We start from the raw sequence: 24,784 nt of genomic DNA on the forward strand, positions 1-24,784 counted from the left end.
TAGACGGAACAGGCCGACGAACCGTGGGAGCCCCGCCATGGCACCGAAGATCCTGATCGTCACCGGCGACGCCGCCGAGTCCCTGGAAGTCCTCTATCCGTACCAGCGGCTGCGTGAAGAGGGTTACGACGTCCATATCGCGGCCCCCGCCCGCAAGACGCTCCGCTTCGTGGTCCACGACTTCGTGCCCGGCTTCGACACGTACACCGAGAAGCCCGGCTACACCTGGCCCGCCGACCTGGCCTTCTCCGAGGTCGACCCCGGGGACTACGTGGCCCTGGTCGTCCCGGGCGGCCGGGCGCCCGAGTATCTGCGCAACGACGCCGAGCTGCGCAAGATCCTCAAGGCCTTCTTCGACTCGGACCGGCCGGTGGCCCAGATCTGCCACGGCCCGCTGATGACGGCGGCGGTCGGTGCGCTGGCCGGCCGCCATGTCACCGCCTACCCCGCGCTGGAGCTGGACATGCAGGCGGCGGGCGCCACCTTCGAGGACCACGAGGCGGTGGTCGACGGCACGCTGGTCTCGGCCCGGGCGTGGCCGGACCACTCGGCGTGGATGCGCGAATTCCTGAAGGTCCTCCGCACAAAGGCCCCGGTGACCACCTGACCCGCCGGCCCGCCTCGCTCGCCCGCCGCTTCGCTCCTACTCGATCGCCGCTGTTCGATCGCTGTTATTCGGCCATCTGCTCGGCGAGGTGCGCGGCCTCGGCCAGACTGTCCACCACCGGCACTCCGGCCGCCTCCAGACTGGCCCTGCTGTGCGACCCACCGGTGTAGAGCACGGCCTTCGCACCGACATGGGCCGCGGCCACAGCGTCGTCCACCGCATCGCCGATGACCACCGTGTGCTCGGCGGATATCCCGTCCAGCGCGGCGATGTGCCGCTCCATGTGCTGGGCCTTGCTGCCGCCGGACGGCCCGGTGCGCCCGTCGACCCGTACGAAGTGCCGCTCGATGCCGTAACCCCGCACCACGGGGACCAGCTGGTCATGCCCGTACATGCTCAGGAGGGACTGGCTGCGCCCGGCCAGCTGCCACTGCGTGAGCAGCTCCTCGGCGCCTTCGGTGAGCCCGCAGGCGGCCCGTCGCTCGGTGTAGCGCTGGTGGAAGATTCCGTCCATCCGCTCCCACTCGGCCTCCGTGGGCAGCCTGCCCATCAGCCGTTCGTAGAAGCGGGGGATCGGGATGCAGTACATCTCGCGGTACTGCTCAAGCGTGATCGGCTCCAGGCCGACCTCGCCGAACGCGGCGTTCGTCGCGCCGATGACCGCGTCGTTGTCGTCGAGCAGTGTGCCGTTCCAGTCCCAGACCAGATGCGTACGGTGCTTCCGATGCGTCCCCATGCATAGAAAATACCCGCCGCCTCCGACACCCGTTCGACAGCAGCCCCCGCTCCCTCTCCCCTCCCCCCTTTCCGGCTTCAGCCGATCAGGTTCGGGATCTCCTGGATGCCGAACCACAGCAGCTCGTGGTCCTCGGCGCCGTCCACGGTGAACTGTGCGTCGTCGTCACCGAGGTCCGCAGCCCCCAGCGCCGCGGCCGCGGCCGTGACGTCCTTCTTCGCGTCGTCCGCGTCGACATGCACCGCGGCGGCCTTGGCGAGCGCCACGGGGGACGCGATCCGCACCTCACCGAGCGAGGACGGGTCGAGGCTGTGGTCCGGGTCGGCGACGGCCGCGCCGTCCGGTACTTCGACGGCCACGACGACGCGCCTGCGGACCGCGTCGGGGTTCTGCGCGATCATGCGCAGCGAGGCGGAGGCGGCCCGGTTGAGCGCCGCGTACTCCAGCTCCTCGATGTCGTCCGAGACGTACCACTCGCGCAGTGCGGGGGTCACCGCGTACGCGGTGAGCGGACCGGGGCCGATTTCGCCCGCCCGGTGCGCCGCTGCGAGACCGGACAGGGTCAGGGGGACGTACACGCGCATGGCCGGGCCGCTTTCGTAGTCGGAAACGCCCTCAGGATACGTGCGACGTCCCCCTTTGGGGTCACGTGCACCGATGCCGCTCCGTCCACTCGGCAACCGCTCCTCACCCTCCCTGCGCCCGCCTCACACCCCGCCCGGCACCGGCCGCATCACCCGGATAGGTGATTCCTCCCGATCGTGCCCGGCGCCCCACTGCCGCTTGCGGCCTCCTCGGCCGTCGCCGTAGAAGGTCCCCAGCAGAAGTTACCGCCCGGTATTCACCGGGCCTCTGAAGCACGGGGGCGATGATCGATGAGCACGAACAGGACCCGGCCCACTGGACGACGCGACCAGCGCAGGCCCGAAGCCGTACCACCTCAGCGCACCCGGACTCCCCGGCGCGTACGCCCGCACCACTGGTTCGCAGAGCGCCTCCTGGCGGTCCTCAGCGGCCAGCGCCCGGTGCACTGGATGCTCGGACACACCATCGGCGAGGCCTACGACCAGCTGGCCGAACTGGCCCCGCGCACCCCACTCAGGGCCCGCGGCGCCCGACCCGTCATCCGCATGTGCCACGGCGCCCAGCCGGCTCCGGGCGTGGTGGAGGCATGCGCGAGCATCGCGGCGGGCGAACAGGTACGGGCAATGGCCTTCCGCCTGGAACAGGGCACCGACCTCCGCTGGCGCTGCGCCGCGGTGGAGCTCGGCGACGAACACCTACAGGCAGCCCCGGCCCGCTAGCCCGTGCGGCCTCCCGAAACACGCCTCATCCCCACCCCGTCCTCCCCTGGGCTGGACAGGGTGGGGTGGGCCAGCAACGGAACAGAACCACGGAGGAATGCGAAGAACCAGACCAGACCGGAACGGACCGGGGCCAGGCCCAGAGACTGACCCGCCCCAAGGGCCAGGGCTGGGCGGGCTCACAACCACCTTCAGCACCCCAGCGCCAGAGGCGAGGCCAAGCGGGCAACGGGCCAGGAGCCCGCCCTCCCCTTTTCTCAGCCCATCCAACGTGAGGAGCGAGACCCGGGCCAGAGCCCCGCCTACCGCACCCAGCCACTCCCGCCCGGCGCCCGAAGTAACGGCACCGGGCGGGACCACGGGCTCCGATCCAGCCTCTGCCAGCCCCTGTGGCAAGCGAGCAAGGAAGCCAGCGAGCCAGCGAGCCCCAAGCCGCATACCCACCCCCAGCCCCTCCTGCCCCCTCTCAGCCCCGGCCCCAGCCCTCCTGGCGCCCCCAACCACCCTCCAACCCCGACCAACCGCCTCCCGGGCACCCCTCCGGCCATCCCCAACCCGTCCCACCCCTCCTGGCCCCTCTCAGGCGTCCCCCAGCCCTCCTGGCCCCCTCAGCCATCCCCTCATACCTGTCCCACCCTCCTGGCCCCTCTCAGGCGTCCCCAACCCCGCCCGAACCCTCCTTGGCCCCTCAGGCGTCCCCACCCCGCCCGAACCCTCCTGGCCCCGCTCTCAGCCATCCTCAGCCCTCGTTACCTTTTCTGTGGCCCCGAAATGGGGCGCCTGGCCCCCGGGTCCGGTATGGCTGTGTGCCCCCTGTCGAAGTCGATGACCTGGGGGGTGTTGCCGCCGGGCTTCGGGGCACCGCTTGACCGCTGATGAGGGGCCTGACGACTGCCTGGTCCGGTGCAACGCCGGACCTCTTCACGGGCGGGATGTCTGCGTAACGTGGTTGCCGGCGTGTGGTGCCGCAGGGACGGCCGGGACGGATGCGAAAGGCACGACCGAAGAGGGGCATCGCGCATGGCCGACACCGTCATCGATATCTCCGGCATAGGTCTGTTCCTCGGCCTGGACCTGGGCAAGGAGTTCCACCACGCCCGCGGCCTGACCGGGCAGGGCAAGACCGTCCACGACAAGAAGCTGCCCAACACCGAGGCCCGCCTGCGGGAGTTGTTCGACAAGCTCAGGGCCAAGTTCGGCACCGTCCTGGTGATCGTGGACCAGGTCGCCAACATCGGCGCGCTGCCACTGACCGTGGCCCGCGCGACCGGCTGCCGGGTCGCTTACCTGCCGGGACTCTCGATGCGCCGGGCCGCCGACCTCTACCCGGGCGAAGCCAAGACCGACGCCCGCGACGCCTTCGTCATCGCCGACACCGCCCGGACCATGCCGCACACCCTGCGCGCGGTGGACCGCGACGACGAGAAGCTGGCCGAGCTGACCATGCTCACCGGCTACGACAACGACCTGGCCGGCGAGGTCAACCGCACCTCCAACCGGCTGCGCGGCCTGCTCTCCCAGATCCATCCCACCCTGGAGCGGGTGGTCGGCCCCCGGCTGGGCTACCCCTACATCCTGGCCCTCCTTGAACGGCACGGCTCCCCGGCCAGGCTGAAGAAACTGGGCCACGCCCGCTGCGAGGCCCTGCTCAAGGCGCACGGCTCGCGCAAGGCCCACCACCTCACCGCGGAGATCTTCGACGCGCTTGCCGAGCAGACCGTCATCGTGCCCGGCACCGAGGCCAGCGCGCTGATCGTGCCCGGACTTGCCGCCCAGCTCGCCGCCGCCCACACCCAGCGCCGCCAGGCCGAGCAGGAGATCGCCGCCCTGCTGGAGGCCCTCCCTCTTTTCCACCTCCTGACCTCCATGCCCGGCATGGGCGTCAGGACCACCGCCGCCGTGATCGTCGCCATCGGCGACGGCACCACCTTCCCCACCGCAGGACACCTCGCCTCCTACGCCGGACTCGCCCCCGCCACCAAGTCCTCGGGCACCTCCATCCGTGGCGAGCACGCACCCCACCGCGGCAACCGACTCCTCAAACGCGCCCTCTTCCAGGCCGCGTTCGCCGCGATCGGCTGCAAATCCGACCGCTCCTCCCGCACCTACTACGACCGTCAACGCGCACGCGGCAAGACCCACACCCAAGCGATCCTCCGCCTGGCCCGCCAACGTGTGAACGTCATCCACGCAATGATCCGCACCGGGGCCCTCTACGAACCACGAACCCCCGGCGACATCGGCCTCGCGGCCTGACAGCACCACCGCCCCTCCCTTCCTGACCCCATCACGCGCGCACCGGCACGGCCACCCCCGCCGTGCCGGCCACCGGGCTGCCCATCAGGCACCCGATCCGCCGGGAACGTCCCGCTTCGCGGGACGTTCCCAAAAACCAGCACCAACTCCCACGAACCGACCCTGACAGGGTTGACGAAACAGATAGGGGCACCCCCCCTCCTGGCGTCCCCTCAACAGCCCTCCAACCCCGACCGAACCCCTCCCGGCTCCCCTCACCCATCCCCCAACCCGCGCGCCACCCCCTCCTCGCCCCCAGCCCCCTCCTGCCCCCTCACAGCCCCTCCCCGGCCCGCCTCTCCCCTCCCCCGGCCCCACCCGCCCCCTTCCAGCCCTCCGGCGATTGAGGAGCGGAGTCCGGGGCAGAGCCCCGGTTTCGGGGAGGGGCGGGGAGGGGACAGGCCCCGCCCCAGCGGCCCACCCACCCAGCTCACCCACCCACCCCCACCGAAAAGCCCACCGCACACACCACAACGCCCTCACGGGGCCAGAACCAAAAAGCCGGGGCCGGACGCCCAAACCACGCGCCCGACCCCGGCTACAACCCCACTACAGCCCGGCCACCGCAACGACGTCCGAAGACGTCACCGGCACCCGCGCCTCCGGCTACTTCTTACGACGCCGCCCGCCCCCACCATTCTTCTGGGCCTTGCGCCGCTCCGCCCGGGTCAGCCCATCGGACTCGGCCCCGGCCCCACTGTCACCGTTGGAGAAGTCGCCCTCGACGACCCCGCCTTCCCCGTCCACCGTGGGAGCGGAGAAGTGCAGCCGGTCCGGACGCTGCGGAGCATCGAGCCCCTTGGCCCGGATCTCCGGACGCGCCGCCGGCACGGCGTCCTCCTTGACGAGCGAGGTCCGCTCGGCCTCGTCCTGCACCGGCACCTCCTCGACCTGCTGCTCGACCTGGACCTCCAGGTTGAACAGGTAGCCGACGGACTCCTCCTTGATGCCCTCCATCATGGCGTTGAACATGTCGAAGCCCTCACGCTGGTACTCGACCAGCGGGTCCTTCTGCGCCATGGCACGGAGGCCGATGCCCTCCTGGAGGTAGTCCATCTCGTAGAGGTGCTCACGCCACTTGCGGTCCAGGACGGACAACACCACACGCCGCTCCAGCTCACGCATGATGTCCGAGCCGAGCTGCTTCTCGCGCTCGTCGTACTGCTCGTGGATGTCGTCCTTGATGGACTCGCCGATGAACTCGGCCGTGATCCCGGCCCGGTCGCCGGCCGCCTCCTCCAGATCGTCGACCGTGACCTTCACCGGGTAGAGCTGCTTGAACGCGCCCCACAGCCGGTCCAGGTCCCACTCCTCGGCGAAGCCCTCGGCGGTCTCCTGGCGGATGTAGTCGTCGATCGTGTCGTCCATGAAGTGGCGGATCTGGTCCTGCAGATCCTCGCCCTCCAGGACCCGGCGACGCTCGCCGTAGATGACCTCACGCTGCCGGTTGAGCACCTCGTCGTACTTCAGGACGTTCTTGCGCGTCTCGAAGTTCTGCTGCTCGACCTGCGACTGGGCCGACGCGATCGCCCGCGTCACCATCTTGTTCTCGATCGGCACATCGTCCGGCACGTTGGCCATCGACATGACGCGCTCGACCATCTGCGCCTTGAACAGCCGCATCAGGTCGTCGCCGAGCGACAGGTAGAACCGGGACTCGCCCGGGTCGCCCTGACGGCCGGAACGACCGCGCAGCTGGTTGTCGATACGCCGCGACTCGTGCCGCTCGGTGCCCAGGACGTACAGCCCGCCGAGCTCCTTGACCTCTTCGAACTCCGCCTTCACGGCCTGCTCGGCCTTCTCCAGCGCGGCGGGCAGCGCGGCCGCCCACTCCTCGACGTGCTCGACGGGGTCGAGGCCGCGCTGACGCAGCTCCGCCTCGGCGAGGTCGTCGGGGTTGCCGCCGAGCTTGATGTCGGTACCTCGTCCGGCCATGTTCGTCGCGACCGTGACCGCGCCCTTGCGGCCGGCCTGGGCGACGATCGTCGCCTCACGGTCGTGCTGCTTGGCGTTGAGGACCTCGTGCTGGACACCGCGCTTGGAGAGCTGCTGCGAGAGGTACTCGGACTTCTCGACCGAGGTGGTGCCGACGAGGATCGGCTGGCCCTTCTCGTGCTTCTCGGCGATGTCGTCGACGACCGCGGCGAACTTCGCGACCTCGGTGCGGTAGATCAGGTCCGACTGGTCGGCACGGACCATCGGCCGGTTGGTCGGGATCGGCACCACACCGAGCTTGTAGATCTGGTGGAACTCGGCGGCCTCGGTCATCGCCGTACCGGTCATGCCGGAGAGCTTGCCGTAGAGGCGGAAGAAGTTCTGCAGGGTGATCGTGGCGAGGGTCTGGTTCTCGTCCTTGATGTCCACCCCTTCCTTCGCCTCGATCGCCTGGTGCATGCCCTCGTTGTAGCGGCGGCCGGCGAGGATACGGCCGGTGTGCTCGTCGACGATCATGACTTCGCCGTCGATGACGACGTAGTCCTTGTCCTTCTTGAAGAGTTCCTTGGCCTTGATGGCGTTGTTGAGGTATCCGACGAGCGGGGTGTTCACCGACTCGTAGAGGTTCTCGATACCGAGCCAGTCCTCGACCTTCGAGACACCGGGCTCGTGGATGGCGACGGTCCGCTTCTTCTCGTCGACCTCGTAGTCGCCGGTCTCCTCGACGCCCTTGAGCGGGTTGCCCGCCTCGCCCCTGGAAAGCCGCGTGACCAGCTTGGCGAAGTCGCCGTACCACTTGGTGGCCTGGTCGGCCGGGCCCGAGATGATCAGCGGTGTACGGGCCTCGTCGACGAGGATCGAGTCGACCTCGTCGACCACGGCGAAGTTGTGACCGCGCTGGACGAGCTCGTCGGCGGACCACGCCATGTTGTCGCGGAGGTAGTCGAAACCGAACTCGTTGTTCGTGCCGTACGTGATGTCGCAGGCGTACTGCTCACGGCGCTGGGCCGGCGTCATGTTGGCGACGATGCAGCCGACGCTCAGGCCGAGGAACTTGTGGACGCGGCCCATCAGTTCGGAGTCGCGCTCGGCGAGATAGTCGTTGACCGTGATCAGGTGCACGCCCTTGCCGGAGAGCGCGTTGAGATACGCCGGCAGGGTACCGACCAGGGTCTTGCCCTCGCCGGTCTTCATCTCGGCCACATAACCGAGGTGGAGGGCTGCGCCGCCCATCATCTGAACGTCGTAGTGGCGCTGTCCGAGGACCCGCTTGGCGGCCTCACGGACGGTCGCGAATGCCTCGGGGAGCAGGTCGTCCAGGCTCTCGCCGTCCGCGTACCGTTCCTTGTACTCGTCGGTGAGCGCCCGCAGCTCGGCGTCGGAGAGGTTGACGAAGTCCTCTTCGATGGAGCTGACCTGGTCCGCGATGCGGTGCAGTTTGCGCAGGATCTTGCCTTCGCCTGCACGCATGAGCTTGTTGAAGACGGACACTGAGGCTGGTCTCCTTGCCGGTCGGGCCTGGCACTGGGTCGTGTTACGGACACTGGCACGGGCACGGCAGGTGGGCCCCACCGCAACGGCCATCGTAAGCGAGGACCCCGCCGCGCCGGGAGGGCTGCCGCCGCGTTGGCCCCGCCGTCCCTGCCGAGTCAACGGCCGGGGAGCGCCGAAGGTGCCGGGAAGTCCGAAAAGTGTTCGCTTCACGAGCGGCACGTCACCAGAATCCGTACATGGAGCCGATCACCCTCACCAGCGACCGTCTGCTGCTGCGCCCCTTCGCCGACGGCGACACGGACGCGATTCACGCCGCCTGTCAGGACCCGGACATCCAGCGGTGGACCGTCGTGCCCTCCCCGTACAGCCGCGCCGACGCGGAACTCTTCGCGGGAAAGCTGTCTCCCGGCGGCTGGCACGACGACTCCATGTACAACTTCGCGGTGGTCCTGCGCGAGAGCGGGGCCCTGACCGGCGCCCTCGGCATCAACCGCCGCAATCTGCCGGGCACGTACGAGGTGGGGTTCTGGACCGCCGAGGAGTACCGGGGCCGCGGCTACATGACGGAGGCCGTGCTGTCCGCCGCCCGCTGGACCTTCACCGCACTCGGCGGCGACCGGCTGGAGTGGCGCGCCGAGGTGGGCAACGTCCCCTCGCGTGCCGTGGCGCTGAGGGCAGGATTCCGGATGGAGGGCGAACAGCGGTCGGGCCTGCTCAACAAGGGAGTACGGCGCGACTCCTGGATCGGCGCGCTGCTCCCGTCCGACCTCGGCCTGCCGGGCACCCACTCCTATCTGCCCGCCCCCTGACCCCGCAGGCCCGGGGTTCCACAGGAACCCCGGCCGGCTGTCAGTGCCTGCCTCTAGGGTTCGGGGCATGACGTCTGTGCCGCCTCCCGCCGTTGAACTCTCCGCCGACCAGGCACGCAGGATCGCCCTGCGCGCCCAGGGCTTCCTCGGCGCCCCGGACCGCCGGGCCGGGGTTCCGGGCGTGTTGCGGCATCTCGGCGCCGTACAGCTCGACACGATCTCGGTGCTCGCGCGATCGCACGAGCTGATTCCGTACGCGCGCCTCGGCGCGGTCGGCCGGCGCACCGTCGAGGAGGCGTACTGGCCGGGCGGCCGCACCTTCGAGTACTGGTCGCACGCCGCCTGCATCCTGCCGGTCGAGGAGTGGCCGCACTTCGCCTTCCGCCGCCGCGCCTACCGCTCGCGCCCGCACTGGCACCACGACCTCCCGGACGGCGCGTACGAGACGGTGATCAAGCAGCTGCGCGCCGAGGGCCCGCTGACGGCGACGGAGCTGGGCGGCGCGAAGAACGGCGGGGAGTGGTGGGACTGGTCGGCGTCGAAGGTCGCCGTCGAGCGCGCCCTGATGTACGGCGAGGTGGTGTGCACCGAGCGGCGCAGCTGGAAGCGGGTGTACGACCTCGCCGAACGGGCCCTCCCCGATGACGTGCTGCACGACGATCTGGACGACACGGAGTGCCTGCGACGGTTGGTCGCGCTCGCGGGGCAGTCCCTGGGGGTGGGCACCCGAGCGGACATCGCGGACTACCACCGGCTGCGGGGTGAGCAGTTCGACGCGGTGGCGGCGGACTCCGGGCTGGTGCCGGTGACGGTGCAGGGCTGGGCGAAGCCGGCCTGGGCGGACCCGGCGGCGCTGGCCTCGGAGCCGCGCGGGCGGCATCGTACGACGCTGCTGTCGCCGTTCGACTCGCTGGTCTGGGAGCGGGCGCGCACCGAGCGGATCTTCGGTTTCACCCACCGCCTGGAGGCCTACGTCCCCAAGCCCAAGCGGGTCCACGGATACTTCGCGATGCCGCTGCTGGCGGGCGGAAAGCTGCAGGGCCGCGTCGACCCGGCGCGCGAGGGCAGCACGCTGGTCGCCCGGCAGGTGTCGTTGGCGAGCGGGAAGGCCGTGGTGCCGATGGCCGAGGCGCTGGTGGAGGCCGCGTCCTGGGTCGGCTGTACGGATGTCCGGCTGGAGCGGGTCGACGCACCGGCACTACGCGCACCGCTCGCTCAGGAGATCGCCCGCGCCCTGGCCTGAGCGCGCCTTCCCTCGCCCGCACCCGGCGCTTTTGCGCGGGTCACCTGATCTCCAGGATCTTCTCCCGCATGGCATAGACCACGGCTTCCATCCTGGAGTGCAGCTGTAGCTTCTCCAGAATGTTGCGGACGTGGTTCTTCACGGTGTTCTCGGAAATGAACAGTTCCTTCGCGATATCGCGATTGTTCATGCCCGTTGCAACGAGTTTGAGGACTTCGAGTTCCCGGTCGGTGAGCCTCGGTGCGGGCACCAGCCTGCGCTCGTCGGTCCGCTGGATCATCGACTTGAACTCGGTGAGCAGTTTGGACGCCATGGAAGGGCTGATCTGGGACTGCCCGTCGGCAACCGCGCGAATGGCCGTGGCCACCTCGTCCGTGGAGATCTCCTTGAGGAGATAGCCGGTGGCGCCGGCCTTGATCGCGTCGTAGAGGTCGGCCTCCTCGTCGCTGATCGTCAGCATGATGATCTTCGCGCTGGGGGCCACCTCCTTGATCGACGTGCAGGCCTCGATGCCACCGCGCTTGGGCATCCGGACGTCCATCAGCACGATGTCGGGGAGCAGATCGGCGGCCTTGTCGACCGCCTCCGACCCGTCACCCGCCTCGCCGATGACCTGGATGTCCTCCTCCTGGGCGAGGACGATCTCCAGACCTCTGCGGAAGAGCGCGTGGTCGTCCACCACGAGGACTCTGATCGGTTCCCTGCGGAAACCACTGTCCGCACCGGCACCGGCACCGCCGATGTCGTCGGCATCATTCGCATCACGCACGGGCCCGAAGGTGTCCGCCATCGTTCCTCCCCCTGAAGGCCGCGGCCTGAAGTTCACACACTGTCCGCCAACGGCAGTCCACAGAACACCGATTGGCTTGGGACGCCATGATTCCATGCCTGGACGTCAGAGCGGTGATCCTATGGCCGCACGCGGGTGCCCCTGGGGGCGCACAGGCGCTCCAGGGGCACCGCGGAAGGGTGGCGTCAGCCGCCGAGCGCACCGCCTGCGCCGCCCGCCTCGTCGGCGGCCAGCGGGTCGGTCCTCAGGTGGATGACACCGTAGTCATAGGCATGCCGTCGGTAGACGACACTGGGTTCCTTGGTCTCGGAGTCGACGAACAGATAGAAGTCGTGCCCGACCAGCTCCATCTCGTAGAGCGCCTGGTCGAGCGACATCGGTGCGGCAACATGCGTCTTCTCGCGCATCACCAGCGGACCCTCGCCCTGAACCTCCAGCGAGCCGAACCTGGTGGTGGGTACGGACTCGGCCGACTCATTGGCGATCAGGTCGCCCTCGCCGTTGAACGACGCCGCCCCCGGCACGGTCTCGGCGACCTCGGCAGCGGGAATCCGGCCGTTGCCACGGCGACTGTAGCGCTTGTCGTGCTGCTTGCGCAGCCGCGCCTCCAGCTTGCCGGTGGCCAGGTCCAACGCTGCGTACGGGTCGCCTGCGGCCGCTTCCGCCCGGATGACCGGACCACGCGAGCGGAGCGTGATCTCCACCCGGTCGGAACGGTCTGCCTGACGGGGGTTCGGCTCCTTGGACACCTCGACGTCGAGGCTGATCACCTTGCCGTCGAACTTCTGGATCTTGTCCAGCTTCAGCTTCTCGGCCACGTGCTTGCGGAACCGCTCGGGCACCTCGGTCTTGCGGCCCTTGACGACGATGTCCACGCAGAACTCCGTTCCCGGATCGCTCCGCTCATGGGCGGAGCATCTCCCTTTTGCACCAGGCCCCGGTGACAACCGGAGCCGCGGACTCGGTGACTTCCACCTCCTCCTCCCCCATCGGCGAGGTCTCCACCCCACCGAATTCCCAGCTTCTGGACTACCGGTGCGTTGCCTGCCCGAAACCTGGCGGTGCATTCGTCGAGGTCCGGCATTCACCATTCCTCACAACCGAACATAGCCTGCCTGGCCGGATGTCGGCACCCGCTACTCGCACGTACCTCCGTTCGGGGCGTTTTCCTCACTCATTACCTGCAACGATGCAAGTTCATTGGCAGTTCCGGTTTATTTCGAAGGCCGACGGAGATACTGCGACGACGGCCGCCTGCCCGCTGCCGAAGGCGGCACCCTCGTGCCCGCACGCCGCCCCCACCGCCCGAGCCGCCTCGGCGAGCGAGGCGCCCGTCGTCAGAAGGTCGTCCACCAGCACCACCCGTCCGGCCGCAAGCAGCCGCTCGCCCCCGGCCACGACCTCCAGCGCCCCCGCCAGATTCACCTGCCGCTGACGGGCGCCCAGCCCCGCCTGGTCGGCCACCGCTCGCCGCTGCCGGAGCACCGCGACCACCTGGGCCCGAGTGCCACCGCGTCTCAGCTCTCCCGTCGCGGCAAGCGCGATCCGGCGCGTCGGATCATGGCCTCGCGCCGCCACCGCCCGCCGCGCCGACGGCACGGGTACGAGCAGCAGCGGGCCTGCGGCACCCACTTGCCCCGTCCCGGCCCGTACGGCCCCTGCCAGCGCCTTGCCGAGCGCTCCGGCCAGCCCCAGCTCGCCCCGCTCCTTGTGGGCCAGCAGCGCGGCACGTACCGCGTTCTCGTACGCGGCGGCCGCGTACACCACCGGCAGGCCCACAGGCTCCGGGACGGGCCTCACCCTGCGCGGTGCCCCGCCATGGAGTTCCGCACGGCATTCCTCGCACAGTTCGACGCGCGGCGTGCCGCAGCCGCCGCAGGACACCGGCAGCACCAGGCCGGAGATCTCCCGCCACCACCCCCGCATGACTCCACTGTGCGCTTCCCGGAGCGAGCGGGCCACCCCTGTGGAAAACGCGGAACGGGTCCTACGACGCTCAGCCCGGGTAGACCAGCGACGAGCCTTCCTTGACCACCGTCTGCCAGTTGTCGCCGGGCGACAGCTTCACGATCCCGTCGCTGGACGTGGCCGCCATCAGCGGAAGCTGCTCGTCGTCCGCCGCCGCGACCGACGACACCTGGTTCACGCCGGGCAGCACGCCCGACGCGGACGTCGAACCGTCCGCCTGCACATAGCGCACCTGCTGCACGCCACCCTGCTCCTTGCCGACAACCACGAGGCGGCTGCGGCCCGACCACGACATGGCGGTCACATCCATCAGCTGTGGCGCGGCCTGACGCAGCTCCACCACCGACACCTGCTGCTCCGATGCCGGCCCGCGCCGCTCGATCCGGCCGATCTTCAGCGTGTTGCGGCCGTCCTGGGTCACCAGCAGGGCGATCCGCACTCCGTCCGCGGACATGCGCAACGCCTCGATCCGCCCGCCGTCCAGGTCGGGCACGGCAACCTCCTGCGGCTCGCCGGTACCACCGGCCAGTCTCAGCAGTCTGCGGCTGTCGGGATCCCGGTCGGCCACCCACAGGTCGCCCCGGCCGTCCCAGCTCGGTGTCGACAGACGGTTCTTCGCGTCGTGGGCCTTACTGGTCACCGAGGCCGCGGGAAGTTCGCCGCCCGAGACGATGGACGACACGTACAGGGACGCCCCGTCGCGCGAGACCGCCGCCGCCGACTGCTCGTCCCTGGCCACACCGACCGCCCCCATCCGCACCGGTCCGTCACCGAGCGGGCCGGACACCGTCTCCGGGGCTCCGCTGCCCTTGGTACTGCCGGGAATGCGTTCCACATGCCCCTTGGCACCGACGAAATACTGACTGTCCGGCCCGCTGGACGAACCGTCAGGAGCGAACTCCTCCGCCTGGTCCGCCCCGAGCAGACACAGCGGGGAGCCGTCGGAACGCTGCAGTTCGACCTGCTCGACCCGCGCGGACGTCAGATCCCTCAGGGTGTAGAGGATCTGCGAGGCCATCATGCGACAGGAACGCTGCCCGACGCCGTCCGCCTTCTTGTCGAGCGGGATCTTCAGTACGTTGCGGTCGTCGGGCGCCAGCGAAGTGACCCCCTTCTTCAGCGCCGTACCGGGAGGAAACCGGGATGTGACCACCGGCCGCAGCCAACTGGTCGGCCCCGCAAGGAGGCTGCGGACGGACTGTGTCACGGTGTCCATCCCCGTGACGGGATCCGTCCGGCTACGGAGATAGACGGGGTCGGCGACCAGGGTCGACTGCCCCTCCGACCGCCCCGCCGCGAAGTAGTACTTGTTGACGGAGCGGTAGAGACGCTTGAAGTCCGACTGCCCGAGCAGAAGACCGTCCGGCACGAGGTCGATCCGCCACTCCTTGCCGTCCGGCCCGTTCTCCCTCACCAGGTGCAGGGTCTGGTTGTAGTCGGTGGGTGCGAGCGGCTGATAGGCGCTCTGCTCGTCGACCGTCGCCACCTTCTCACCGGTCAGGGTGTAGGTGGCCTCGGTGATGTTGTGGTCGCTGTCGCGGACGGGACGGTCGTTCCGGTTCGGCGCCTTGGTGAGCACGGTGGTGAACGCGTTCGGCTTCCACGTCTCGGCCGCCTTCTTCGTCAGGTACTGACGGGTCGTCCTGAAGCGCGGGTCGTCACTGGTCATGGACTCCAGGAAGCCGTCGACCACCTCGTTGGGGGTGGCGTTGTCACGTGGCGCGACGGCGTAGACCTGCACCTGGGAGTCGCCGGGCTGCGAGGCGTCGACAGCCTTGACATCCCCGGTGACGGGCATCGAGCCGCACGCGGACAGCAGCACCACACCGCATCCGAGCAGCGCGAACAGCCCCAGCACGCGTCCATGGCCGTCCCTGCGACGGTCAGTGCCCACGATTCGTGTCCCCCCGCTCCGGGTCCTGCACCGCAGTGTCGAATTCGCCGCCCGACCGGTCCTCGGCGTGGCGCGCGACCACCCGTGCGCCGCTCCCCGGAAGGGCCGCCGGATGCACCGAGGCCGGCGCCGTCCGTGGAGCAACCGGAGTACGGGACGGTACGGGCAGTGCGGACCTGTCATTGCCGCCGGGCTGGGTCGGCACAGCCGTCAGCCGGTACTCGCTCCCTGTCTTCGGCGCGGCCGCGGCCCGCTCACGATTCTCCCGGTTGCTACGGGAGTCCTCGGGCTCCAGTGGTATCGGCGATCCGCGCAGCGGCTCGTCCGCCGTGCGCGGCAGCGTCAGACGGAACTGCGAACCGCCGCCGGGCTCGCCCCATGCCTGCAGCCACCCGCCGTGCAGCCGGGCGTCCTCCACCGCGATGGAGAGCCCGAGACCGGTGCCACCGGTCGTCCGCGCGCGGGCCGGGTCCGCCCGCCAGAAACGGTTGAACACCCGCGTCGCCTCGCCCGGCTTGAGCCCCACCCCGTAGTCCCGGACGGCCACGGCGACCGCACCTCCGGCCACCCCCATCCGCACCACGACGTCGCGACCCTCACCGTGCTCGACTGCGTTGACCACAAGGTTGCGCAGGACGCGCTCGACGCGCCGCGCGTCGGCCTCCGCGATCACCGGCTGCTCATCGCCGGCCACCCGGATCCGGGTGCCCTTGCGCTCGGCCAGCGGCTCGGCCCCGCCGATCACCCGCCGTACGACCTGCCGCAGATCTATCGGCTCCGCCTCCAGCGCCGCGGCCCCCGCGTCGAACCGGCTTATCTCCAGCAGATCGGAGAGCAGCGACTCGAACCGGTCGAGCTGGTCCCCGAGCAGCTCCGCGGAGCGCGCCGTCACAGGATCGAAGTCGCTGCGGGCCTCGTGGATGACATCGGCGGCCATCCGTACGGTCGTCAGCGGTGTCCTCAGCTCGTGGGAGACGTCGGAGACGAAACGGCGCTGCATCCGGGAGAGCTCCTCCAGCTGCTGGATCTTCAGCTGCAGGTTCTGCGCCATCTTGTTGAAGGCCTCACCGAGCCGGGCGATGTCGTCCTCGCCGGTGACCTTCATCCGTTCCTGGAGCCTGCCGGCCGAAAGCCGCTCGGCGATACCGGCCGCCATGCGCACGGGCGTGACGACCTGCCTCACCACGAACCAGGCGATGGCGCCGAGCAGTACGACCACGAAGAGTCCCGCGGTCGCCAGCGTGCCCTTGATCAGCGTCAGCGACTTCTCCTCCTGCGTCAGCGGGAAGAGGTAATAGAGCTGGTACGGATTGTGGTCGTTGTCGTAGAGACGCTTGCCCACGACGAGTCCGGGCTGCGGTTGCTGCCCGTTCGCGTACTGGATCTCGGAGTATGTCTGGAACGCCCCGGGCTCCTTGTTCACAGCATCCCGGAGGCGCTGCGGGATGCTCACCGCCTCCACGCTGCCCGAGCCGCGTGGAGCACGGGTTCCCTCGTCGGCGCTGAGCGCCACCACGTTGAAGGCGTTCTTGCCGCCGCTGGCGAGCTGGTCGACGAGCTCGGTCCGCCAGGAGTTGTTGGCAGTGGCGCCGTCCGCCGTGTCGCCGCCCTGCCCACCGGGGGTGAGCGGGGCGTTCGCCTTTTCCTGGGCTGCGGCGAATCCGCCGGCCGCCTGTGTCTGGGCAGCCTTGCCCTTGGCGTCGAGCAGGCCGTTGCGCACCTGCCCGATCACGACCAGCCCGAGGAGCAGCACCACACCGAGCGACATGAGCAGCGTGCCCGCGACGACCCGCAGCTGGAGGTTGCGCCGCCAGAGCCGTACGGCGGGCAGCAGCGGACGCCGCACCCAACGCATCAGCAATCGCGGCACGGGGCCGCCAAGCGCCCGGTCGTGAAACAACCGGCCGCCCTGCAGAAGGCGCCCGATCCGGAACGCCTTGTGTCCTGCACCGGCAGCCCGCTCCGCACGGGCTCCCGGCTCCCCGGGCTGCGGAGCAGCGCTACTCGGGGGCATCTCAGCTCGGTCCGGCCTTGTAACCGACTCCTCGGACGGTCACCACGATCTCCGGCCGCTCCGGGTCCTTCTCGACCTTGGAACGCAGCCGCTGGACATGCACATTCACCAGCCGGGTGTCGGCGGCGTGGCGGTATCCCCACACCTGCTCGAGCAGCACCTCACGGGTGAAGACCTGCCACGGCTTACGGGCGAGCGCGACCAGCAGGTCGAATTCCAGCGGGGTGAGGGCGATCGACTGCCCCTCCCGCTTCACCGAGTGACCGGCCACATCGATGACCAGGTCCCCGATGGCCAGCTGCTCCGGCGCCGGTTCCTCGGACCTCCGCAGACGTGCCCTGATCCGGGCAACCAACTCCTTAGGTTTGAACGGCTTGACGATGTAGTCGTCGGCCCCGGACTCCAGACCCACCACCACATCAACCGTGTCGCTCTTGGCAGTGAGCATGACGATCGGCACACCCGACTCGGCCCTGATCAACCTGCAGACCTCGATGCCGTCCCTACCGGGCAGCATGAGATCCAGCAGGACCAGGTCCGGTTTGGCCTCACGAAATGCGGCAAGTGCCTTGTCGCCGTCCGCTACGAACGACGGCTCGAACCCTTCACCACGCAGCACAATCCCGAGCATCTCGGCCAGTGCGGTGTCGTCGTCGACGACAAGGACGCGTCCCTTCATATTCGACATCATCCCATTAGCTAATCGTTACCTGCGATGATCTGGCACACAGCTCTGCCAGTCCGACCCCCGTGACCGGGGAAATTGCGCCCTCCTCCGTGACGATCGCCGTGACCAGCTCCGGCGGCGTGACGTCGAACGCAGGGTTGTACGCGGGGGTTCCCGCCGGTGCCACGAGCAGTCCGCCGGCATCCGCGCCCGCCATCCCGGCCTGCAGCGATGTGAGCTCCGTCACCTCGCTGCCCGGCCGCTGCTCGACGACGATCGACGCTCCGTCCGCGGTGTCCAGATCCACGGTCGTGGTCGGCGCGACCACGATGAACGGTACGTGGTGGTATTTCGCGAGCACCGCCAGCGGATAGCTCCCCACCTTGTTCGCCACCGACCCGTCCGCGGCGATGCGGTCCGCCCCGATGAGCACGGCATCCACCTCCCCCGCGGCGAACAGCGAACCCGCGGCATTGTCCGTGAGCAGGCTGTACGGCATCCCGTTGCGCGACGCCTCGTACGCGGTCAGCCGGGCACCCTGCAGCAGCGGACGCGTCTCGTCCACCCACAGCCGCCGCAGCCGCCCCTCCCGGTGAGCCCCGAGCGCCACCGCGAAGGCAGTTCCCTCACCACCGGAGACGAGCGCCCCCGTATTGCAGTGCGTCAGCAGGCGATGCCCGCCCCCACCGGCCAGCAGCTCGTCCAACAAGGCAAGGCCGTACCGCGCCATGCGCCCGCTGGCCTCGGCATCCTCCCGATGCAGCGCCCCGGCCTCGGCCAGCGCCGCCGCGGCGGCCCGCCCCGGATCCGCCCCTTTCCCGACGGCCTCCTGATATGCCCCGGCGGCCCGCCGTACCCCGTACCCGAGATTCACCGCGGTGGGCCGCGCCCGCTCCAGCAGCCCGGCGGCCGCCACCACGTCGTCCCCCCGCGCCGCCGCGAGAGCCACCCCGTAGGCCCCCGCGATACCCAGCAAGGGGGCGCCGCGCACCGCCAGCGTCCGGATCGCCTGCACCAGAGCAGGCACATCGGTGCACACCAGTTCGGCTTCCTCCGCCGGAAGCCGCGTCTGGTCGAGGAGCACCAGTGCGGGGCCTTCCGGCGGCTCGGTCCAGCGAAGTACGGGAAGCGCGGAAGGCTCGATGCCCACCGGCGATTGCGCGTCCTGATCAGCCATCCGCCCAGTCTGCCCGGTGAGCCGCCCACAAATGAAGGTACGAAGGAGACAGAGCGCCCGGCCCATACCTGAGCAACGCGTGGCACGATGGCTGCCAACCTGCCGCCCCGATGAGCGGGCAGGACCGTGAAGGAGCGAGAATGAACGACACTCCGGGCTGGGCCTCGCCCGGATCTGCCCCGTCCGACGGTCAGGGGGCCGGTGTCCCCCGGCCCTCCGAACCCGTCGACGGCAGCGGCCCGGCAGGGAACTGGTCTCCCACGCAGCCGCCCGCAGGGCAGTGGTCCCCACCGAGCACTCCCCGCAATGGTCCTGGCGCACCGCCTCCCGCCGCAGGCTGGGGCGGCGGACCTCAGGGACCGGGCTGGGGGCAGCCGCCCCTTGCGGCCAAGCCCGGTGTCATCCCGCTCCGGCCTCTCGGCGTCGGCGAGATCCTCGACGGCGCGGTCTCTACGATGCGCGCCCACTGGCGCACGGTCCTCGGCATCACACTCACCGTGTCCGTGATCGCCCAGATCGCGATCATCCTTGTGGAACGATTCCTGCTGCCGGAACCTGCGCAGCTCGACCCGAACGCCACCGGCTCGGAAGCGTTGCGGCAGGCCGCCGACTCGGCTCAGTCGGCTCTGTTCAACAGCGTGCCGTCCCTGCTCATCACCATGGCCGCGACGCTGATCACGACATCTGTGCTGACCGTGGTGATCAGCCGCTCGGTGCTGGGCCGCCCCGTTACGCTCTCCGACGCCTGGGCCGAGGCCCGGCCCCGGCTTCCTCAGCTGCTGGGGCTGACCCTGCTGCTGGCCCTGATCAGCGCCGCCATCATGACGGCGGGCCTGCTCCCGGGCATGCTCACCGGCTCCGCCGCGGGTGCCGGGCTCGTCCTCATCGGATTCATGGCCGCGTTCGTCGTCGTCATCTGGCTGATGGTCCGCTTCTGCCTCGCCTCGCCGGCCCTGATGCTGGAGCGGCAGTCGATCATCACTTCCATGCGCCGTTCCGCGAAACTCGTCAGGGGCGCCTGGTGGCGGACCTTCGGCATCCTGGCGCTGACCGCGCTGCTGACGCTCATCGTGGCCGTGATCATCACCATTCCGTTCGGCATCATCGCGCTGGCCGTGGACGGCGACGGTATCGGCTCCGCCCTCACGGACGGCTCCACAGACTTCGGCTGGCCCTTCCTGATCGTCTCCGGCATCGGTGAGGTGATCATCTCGACGATCACGTACCCGCTCTCCGCCGGTGTGATGGCACTGCTCTACATCGATCAGCGCATCCGCCGTGAGGCACTCGACCTCGAGCTCGCCCGAGCCGCGGGCCTGCCCGGATACAACACCAGGAGCTGATGCCGTGTCGGGGGCGGGGGGCACCACAGCAGTACGGCTACTGATCCATGCGAGCGGCGACATCCCCGTGGACACTCCACGTGTCCCCGGCCGCGAGGCAGCGAAGCACGAACTGTCCAAACCGATGTACCACGAGAACGATCCCAACCTCCTCCAGCGGGGCCTCGACCGGCTCTGGGGTTGGATCGGCGACCTCTTGGAAACGGCCTCCGGCGCCGCACCGGGCGGCCCGGTCGGTCTTGTCGTGCTCGTGCTGATCGTCATAGGCCTGGTCGCCGCACTCTGGTGGCGGCTGGGCACTCCGCGCCGCACCGTGCGTTCCGCGGACGCCCTCTTCGACGACAGCCCCCGCAGCGCGGCCGAACACCGGAAGGCTGCCGATGTCCATGCCGCCGCCCAACGCTGGAACGAGGCGGTCCAGGAACGGATGCGCGCCATCGTCCGCTCCCTGGAAGAGCGCGCCCTGCTCGACCCCCACCCCGGGCGCACCGCCGACGAGGCCGCCGCCGAAGCGGGCCGTCCACTGCCCGCACACGCGACGCGGCTCCACGCGGCCGCCAGAGAATTCGACGATGTCACATACGGCGGCCGCACCGCCGACGAGCAGGCATACCTGGTCGTACGAGCTCTGGACCTTGATCTCGAAACCGCCAAGCCTCTCCTGACAACCGCGGCCCAGGGAGCAGCCGAATGACCGAGGTCACCGCCGCCTCCACCTCGGCGGCCCTCACCCCTCACCAGGTCTGGGTCCGCATCCGCGGTCTGCTCCTCGCCCTCCTCGTACTCGTCGCCGCCGGAATCGCCCTGGCAACCGTTCGCTCCGGTGACCAGCACGGCCTCCTCGATCCTCGCTCCGCCGACCGCTACGGCAGCCGGGCCGTCGCCGAACTCCTCAAGGAACGCGGCGTCTCCATCCACGTGGTCACCACGCTCGACGACGCCACCGCCGCGGTCGGCCCCGACACCACGTTGCTCGTCGCCTCCCCCAATCTGCTGGCACCGCGCCAGCAGAGCGAACTCCGTGCCGCAACCGACGACTCGGCCGGTCGCACCGTCCTTGTCGCAGCGGGCCCGCCCTCCGTGGGCACGCTGGCCCCGGGTGTCAGGGCGGAGCCCGCCGGACCGGTAGCCCCTCGTGCCCCCGGCTGCTCCCTGCCCGCCGCCCGCAATGCCGGCGACGTCGAAACGGGAGGCTTCCGCTACTCCTCGGACGGACTCGACGCCGTCGGCTGCTTCCCGAGCGACGGCCTTCCCACCGTGCTCCTGGTCGAACAGGGCGCGCGTGACACCGTGCTCCTCGGCTCCCCCGACCTGCTCCACAACGACCGGCTCGCCAACCAGGGCAACGCATCCCTGGCCCTGCAACTTCTCGGTTCCCGTCCCCATCTGATCTGGTACCTCCCCTCACTCGCTGATTCCTCCGCTGCCGCCGAGAACGGGGACGCCGGAGGCGACAACGCCCCTGACGACCGCAGCTTCGCCGACTTGATCCCCCAGGGCTGGTTGTGGGGCACGTTGCAACTCGCACTGGCCGCCGTGCTCGCCGCCATCTGGCGTGCCCGCCGTCTGGGTCCCCTGGTGACCGAGCGACTGCCAGTGGCCATCCGCGCCTCTGAATCCACCGAGGGCCGGGCCCGCCTCTACCGCAAGGCGAACGCCCGCGACCGGGCCGCCGAGTCACTGCGTTCCGCCACCCGCACCCGCATCGCCCCACTCATCGGCGTCTCCCCACGCGACGCCCACTCCCCCTCAACACTTGTCCCTGCCGTTTCCGCCCGCCTGAGCGGCACTGACGACAGCCTCCAGACATTGCTCTTCGGACCTGCCCCATCCGACGACGCCGCTCTCATCCAACTGGCCGACCAACTCGACACCCTCGAAAGAAAGGTACGCACGTCATGAGCGCCCCGCCCCCAGTGCCCGCCGAGACCACCGAGCCCCTCGGGAACGGCGACACAGCCCGCGCATCTCTGGAAGCGCTGCGCTCAGAGATCGCCAAGGCCGTTGTCGGCCAGGACCCGGCCGTCACCGGACTCGTCGTCGCTCTGCTCTGCCGAGGCCACGTCCTCCTCGAAGGCGTCCCCGGAGTGGCCAAGACCCTCTTGGTCCGGGCTCTCGCCGCCTCACTCGAACTCGACACCAAGCGTGTCCAGTTCACCCCCGATCTGATGCCCAGTGACGTCACCGGCTCTCTGGTCTACGACGCCCGCACGGCCGAGTTCTCCTTCCAGCCCGGTCCCGTCTTCACCAATCTGCTTCTCGCCGACGAGATCAACAGAACCCCTCCCAAGACACAGTCCTCCCTCCTTGAAGCCATGGAGGAGCGCCAGGTCACCGTCGACGGAACTCCTCGGCCGCTGCCCGACCCCTTCCTCGTGGCCGCCACGCAGAATCCCGTCGAATACGAGGGCACCTACCCACTCCCCGAGGCCCAACTGGACCGGTTTCTCCTCAAGCTGACGGTGCCCCTGCCCTCGCGGGAGGATGAGATCAACGTCCTCACGCGTCATTCCGACGGCTTCAATCCGCGTGACCTCAAGTCAGCCGGCATACGCCCCGTCGCCGGCCCAGCCGATCTGGAAGCCGCCCGCAACGCGGTCGCCCGGACCAAGGTCTCTCCCGAGATCGCCGGCTATGTCGTCGATATCTGTCGTGCCACGCGTGAATCCCCCTCACTCGCCCTCGGCGTCTCTCCCCGAGGTGCCACCGCTCTGTTGTCGACCGCTCGCGCCTGGGCCTGGCTTACCGGCCGTGACTATGTCATTCCGGATGACGTGAAAGCGCTGGCACTCCCCACACTTCGCCATCGCATCCAACTGCGGCCCGAGGCGGAGATGGAGGGCGTCACCCCCGACTCCGTCATCACAGCCGTCCTCGCCCACGTCCCCGTACCCCGATGAGGCGGTGACCGTGGCCCTCACCGGACGCACCGCCTTGCTGGCCGCCCTGGGGTCACTCCCTGTAGGCATTTTGGCCCCGAGCTGGACCGGAATGCTGGCAGTCAACGCACCGCTCTCTTTGGCAATTCTCTGCGACTACGCCCTGGCTGCACCAGTGCGAACGCTTCAGTTCACCCGATCCGGTGATACAAGCGTTCGACTTGGCGAGATCGCCGAAGTGCAACTCACCGTAACCAACCCTTCCCGTCGCAGGCTGCGGGCACACCTTCGCGACGCCTGGCCTCCCAGCAGCTGGCCCGCCGGCGCGGAGCAGACTTCCTCGCGACACACACTTGCGGTCCCGGCGGGCGAACGCCGTCGGCTGACCACCTTCCTGAGGCCGACACGGCGGGGTGACCGCCGAGCCGAACGCATCACCGTCCGCTCGTTCGGACCTCTGGGGCTTGCCGCCCGACAGGGGAGTCACCAGGTCCCGTGGACAGTACGGGTCCTGCCTCCCTTCACCAGCCGGAAGCATCTGCCGTCCCGTCTCGCCAGACTCCGCGAGCTCGACGGCCGCACCAGTGTTCTCACCCGTGGCGAGGGCACTGAATTCGACAGCCTGCGTGCGTACGTGCCCGGTGACGACACCCGCTCCATCGACTGGCGGGCCACTGCACGTCAGTCCGCCGTCGCTGTGCGCACGTGGCGTCCCGAGCGGGACCGTCACATCCTCATCGTCCTGGACACCGGCCGTACCTCGGCGGGGCGCGTCGGTGACGTGCCCCGTCTCGACGCCGCTCTGGACGCGGCCCTGCTGCTCACCGCGCTTGCCACTCGTGCGGGCGACCGTGTGGATCTACTCGCCTACGACCGCCGTATCCGCGCACAGGTTCAGGGCCGGTCCGCGGGAGAGGCCCTGTCGGCCATGGTGAACGCCCTGGCGCCCATCGAGCCGACACTTGTGGAAACAGATACCCGAGGTCTCATCGCTGCTGTACTCGCAGGAGCTCCTCGTCGCTCCCTGATCGTGCTTCTCACCGGTCTGGACCCGGCCCCCGTAGAAGAGGGTCTACTCCCTGTTCTCCGTCGTCTGACGCAGCGCCATACCGTGTTGGTGGCCTCTGTGGCGGACCCGCATATCGAGCAGATGGCGGATGCAAGAGGCACAGTGGACGCGATATACGAGGCTGCAGCGGCCGCACAGGCCCAAGCAAGGCGGCTTCGCACCGCAGACCAGCTTCAGCGTCACGGCGCGATGGTTGTCGATGCCACGCCGGACAACCTCGCCCCCGCCCTCGCCGATGCCTACCTCGCCCTCAAGGCGGCGGGGCGGCTCTGACCCTTTCCCACCGCCACGAACCGAGCCACACATCGAGAAAGGGCCTTCCCGGCCGGCTCGGAACGCAGAAAAGCCCCGTGCCACAAGGGCACGGGGCTTTCCACAATGATTGTTCGGCGGCGTCCTACTCTCCCACAGGGTCCCCCCTGCAGTACCATCGGCGCTGAAAGGCTTAGCTTCCGGGTTCGGAATGTAACCGGGCGTTTCCCTAACGCAATGACCACCGAAACACTATGAAATTAACCAACACCGGAAAAACACGGCCGTTCGTTATTTCAGAACTAACA

General features: G+C 69.4%; 20 protein-coding genes and 1 rRNA gene. 10 read left to right on the forward strand and 11 right to left on the reverse strand.

Annotated features, from left to right (window positions below):
* The first annotated feature begins 37 nt into the window (after positions 1–37).
* Positions 38–607, forward strand: coding sequence for a DJ-1/PfpI family protein (locus tag OG978_RS16105; RefSeq protein WP_326765890.1), 570 nt, complete (start codon positions 38–40; stop codon positions 605–607).
* Between the two features lie 64 nt (positions 608–671).
* Here the strand turns inward: OG978_RS16105 and OG978_RS16110 are convergent, their stop codons facing one another.
* On the reverse strand, positions 672–1,343 hold the full coding sequence (locus tag OG978_RS16110; protein ID WP_326765891.1) for an HAD family hydrolase: 672 nt from the start codon (positions 1,341–1,343) through the stop codon (positions 672–674).
* A 77-nt stretch (positions 1,344–1,420) separates the two neighbouring features.
* Positions 1,421–1,927 carry a DUF6912 family protein gene (locus OG978_RS16115; RefSeq protein WP_326765892.1) on the reverse strand — a complete coding sequence of 169 codons (507 nt, stop codon included), beginning with the start codon at positions 1,925–1,927 and terminating at the stop codon, positions 1,421–1,423.
* A 291-nt stretch (positions 1,928–2,218) separates the two neighbouring features.
* On the opposite strand from OG978_RS16115, the gene OG978_RS16120 reads away from it, so the two are divergent.
* Complete coding sequence (locus tag OG978_RS16120; RefSeq protein WP_326765893.1) at positions 2,219–2,647, forward strand: Rv3235 family protein; 429 nt, start codon at positions 2,219–2,221, stop codon at positions 2,645–2,647.
* Positions 2,648–3,667: 1,020 nt separating this feature from the next.
* Positions 3,668–4,903, forward strand: coding sequence for an IS110 family transposase (locus OG978_RS16125; protein ID WP_326763311.1), 1,236 nt, complete (start codon positions 3,668–3,670; stop codon positions 4,901–4,903).
* A 645-nt stretch (positions 4,904–5,548) separates the two neighbouring features.
* On the opposite strand, the gene secA is transcribed toward OG978_RS16125, so the two are convergent.
* The gene (secA, locus tag OG978_RS16130; protein ID WP_326765894.1) at positions 5,549–8,368 is read right to left on the reverse strand and encodes a preprotein translocase subunit SecA; all 2,820 of its coding nucleotides are present in this window, start codon (positions 8,366–8,368) and stop codon (positions 5,549–5,551) included.
* 239 nt (positions 8,369–8,607) lie between these two features.
* On the opposite strand from secA, the gene OG978_RS16135 reads away from it, so the two are divergent.
* Together OG978_RS16135 and OG978_RS16140 are read left to right on the forward strand one after the other, a co-directional pair.
* The gene (locus tag OG978_RS16135) at positions 8,608–9,180 is read left to right on the forward strand and encodes a GNAT family N-acetyltransferase (protein ID WP_326765895.1); all 573 of its coding nucleotides are present in this window, start codon (positions 8,608–8,610) and stop codon (positions 9,178–9,180) included.
* 67 nt (positions 9,181–9,247) lie between these two features.
* Positions 9,248–10,423 carry a winged helix-turn-helix domain-containing protein gene (locus OG978_RS16140; RefSeq protein WP_326765896.1) on the forward strand — a complete coding sequence of 392 codons (1,176 nt, stop codon included), beginning with the start codon at positions 9,248–9,250 and terminating at the stop codon, positions 10,421–10,423.
* Between the two features lie 40 nt (positions 10,424–10,463).
* Here the strand turns inward: OG978_RS16140 and OG978_RS16145 are convergent, their stop codons facing one another.
* The 7 genes from OG978_RS16145 to mtnA all read right to left on the reverse strand — a co-directional run bounded on the left by OG978_RS16145 (position 10,464) and on the right by mtnA (position 18,933).
* Positions 10,464–11,213, reverse strand: a complete 750-nt coding sequence (locus tag OG978_RS16145) for a response regulator transcription factor (RefSeq protein ID WP_326765897.1) — start codon at positions 11,211–11,213, stop codon at positions 10,464–10,466.
* A gap of 185 nt (positions 11,214–11,398) precedes the next feature.
* Positions 11,399–12,088 carry a ribosome hibernation-promoting factor, HPF/YfiA family gene (gene hpf, locus OG978_RS16150; RefSeq protein ID WP_072489204.1) on the reverse strand — a complete coding sequence of 230 codons (690 nt, stop codon included), beginning with the start codon at positions 12,086–12,088 and terminating at the stop codon, positions 11,399–11,401.
* 322 nt (positions 12,089–12,410) lie between these two features.
* Complete coding sequence (locus OG978_RS16155; RefSeq protein ID WP_326765898.1) at positions 12,411–13,139, reverse strand: ComF family protein; 729 nt, start codon at positions 13,137–13,139, stop codon at positions 12,411–12,413.
* 70 nt (positions 13,140–13,209) lie between these two features.
* Positions 13,210–15,075 carry an LpqB family beta-propeller domain-containing protein gene (locus OG978_RS16160; protein WP_326765899.1) on the reverse strand — a complete coding sequence of 622 codons (1,866 nt, stop codon included), beginning with the start codon at positions 15,073–15,075 and terminating at the stop codon, positions 13,210–13,212.
* Entirely contained in the window at positions 15,065–17,089 is a 2,025-nt protein-coding gene (gene mtrB, locus OG978_RS16165; protein ID WP_326765900.1) for an MtrAB system histidine kinase MtrB, read from the reverse strand. Before mtrB ends, OG978_RS16160 begins: the two co-directional genes overlap by 11 nt.
* 1 nt (position 17,090) lies before the next feature.
* Entirely contained in the window at positions 17,091–17,780 is a 690-nt protein-coding gene (gene mtrA / locus OG978_RS16170; protein WP_326765901.1) for a two-component system response regulator MtrA, read from the reverse strand.
* 4 nt (positions 17,781–17,784) lie between these two features.
* Complete coding sequence (gene mtnA / locus OG978_RS16175; RefSeq protein ID WP_326765902.1) at positions 17,785–18,933, reverse strand: S-methyl-5-thioribose-1-phosphate isomerase; 1,149 nt, start codon at positions 18,931–18,933, stop codon at positions 17,785–17,787.
* Between the two features lie 140 nt (positions 18,934–19,073).
* Here mtnA and OG978_RS16180 point away from each other — a divergent pair, with 140 nt between their 5' ends.
* The 5 genes from OG978_RS16180 to OG978_RS16200 are packed head-to-tail and all read left to right on the forward strand — an operon-like array spanning position 19,074 to position 24,497.
* A complete protein-coding gene (locus OG978_RS16180) occupies positions 19,074–20,276 on the forward strand; it encodes a DUF7544 domain-containing protein (protein ID WP_326765903.1) in 1,203 nt (400 codons plus the stop codon).
* 4 nt (positions 20,277–20,280) lie between these two features.
* Positions 20,281–20,970, forward strand: a complete 690-nt coding sequence (locus OG978_RS16185) for a DUF4129 domain-containing protein (protein ID WP_326765904.1) — start codon at positions 20,281–20,283, stop codon at positions 20,968–20,970.
* Positions 20,967–22,178, forward strand: a complete 1,212-nt coding sequence (locus tag OG978_RS16190) for a DUF4350 domain-containing protein (RefSeq protein WP_326765905.1) — start codon at positions 20,967–20,969, stop codon at positions 22,176–22,178. Before OG978_RS16185 ends, OG978_RS16190 begins: the two co-directional genes overlap by 4 nt.
* Positions 22,175–23,176 carry an AAA family ATPase gene (locus tag OG978_RS16195; protein WP_326765906.1) on the forward strand — a complete coding sequence of 334 codons (1,002 nt, stop codon included), beginning with the start codon at positions 22,175–22,177 and terminating at the stop codon, positions 23,174–23,176. The genes OG978_RS16190 and OG978_RS16195 overlap by 4 nt, the downstream gene beginning before the upstream one ends.
* Positions 23,177–23,186: 10 nt before the next feature.
* Positions 23,187–24,497, forward strand: a complete 1,311-nt coding sequence (locus OG978_RS16200; protein ID WP_326770046.1) for a DUF58 domain-containing protein — start codon at positions 23,187–23,189, stop codon at positions 24,495–24,497.
* A 111-nt stretch (positions 24,498–24,608) separates the two neighbouring features.
* Here the strand turns inward: OG978_RS16200 and rrf are convergent.
* Positions 24,609–24,725 (reverse strand): 5S ribosomal RNA (gene rrf, locus OG978_RS16205).
* Between the last annotated feature and the right edge of the window lie 59 nt (positions 24,726–24,784).

The sequence above is a fragment of the Streptomyces sp. NBC_01591 genome (assembly GCF_035918155.1).
Taxonomy (GTDB): domain Bacteria; phylum Actinomycetota; class Actinomycetes; order Streptomycetales; family Streptomycetaceae; genus Streptomyces.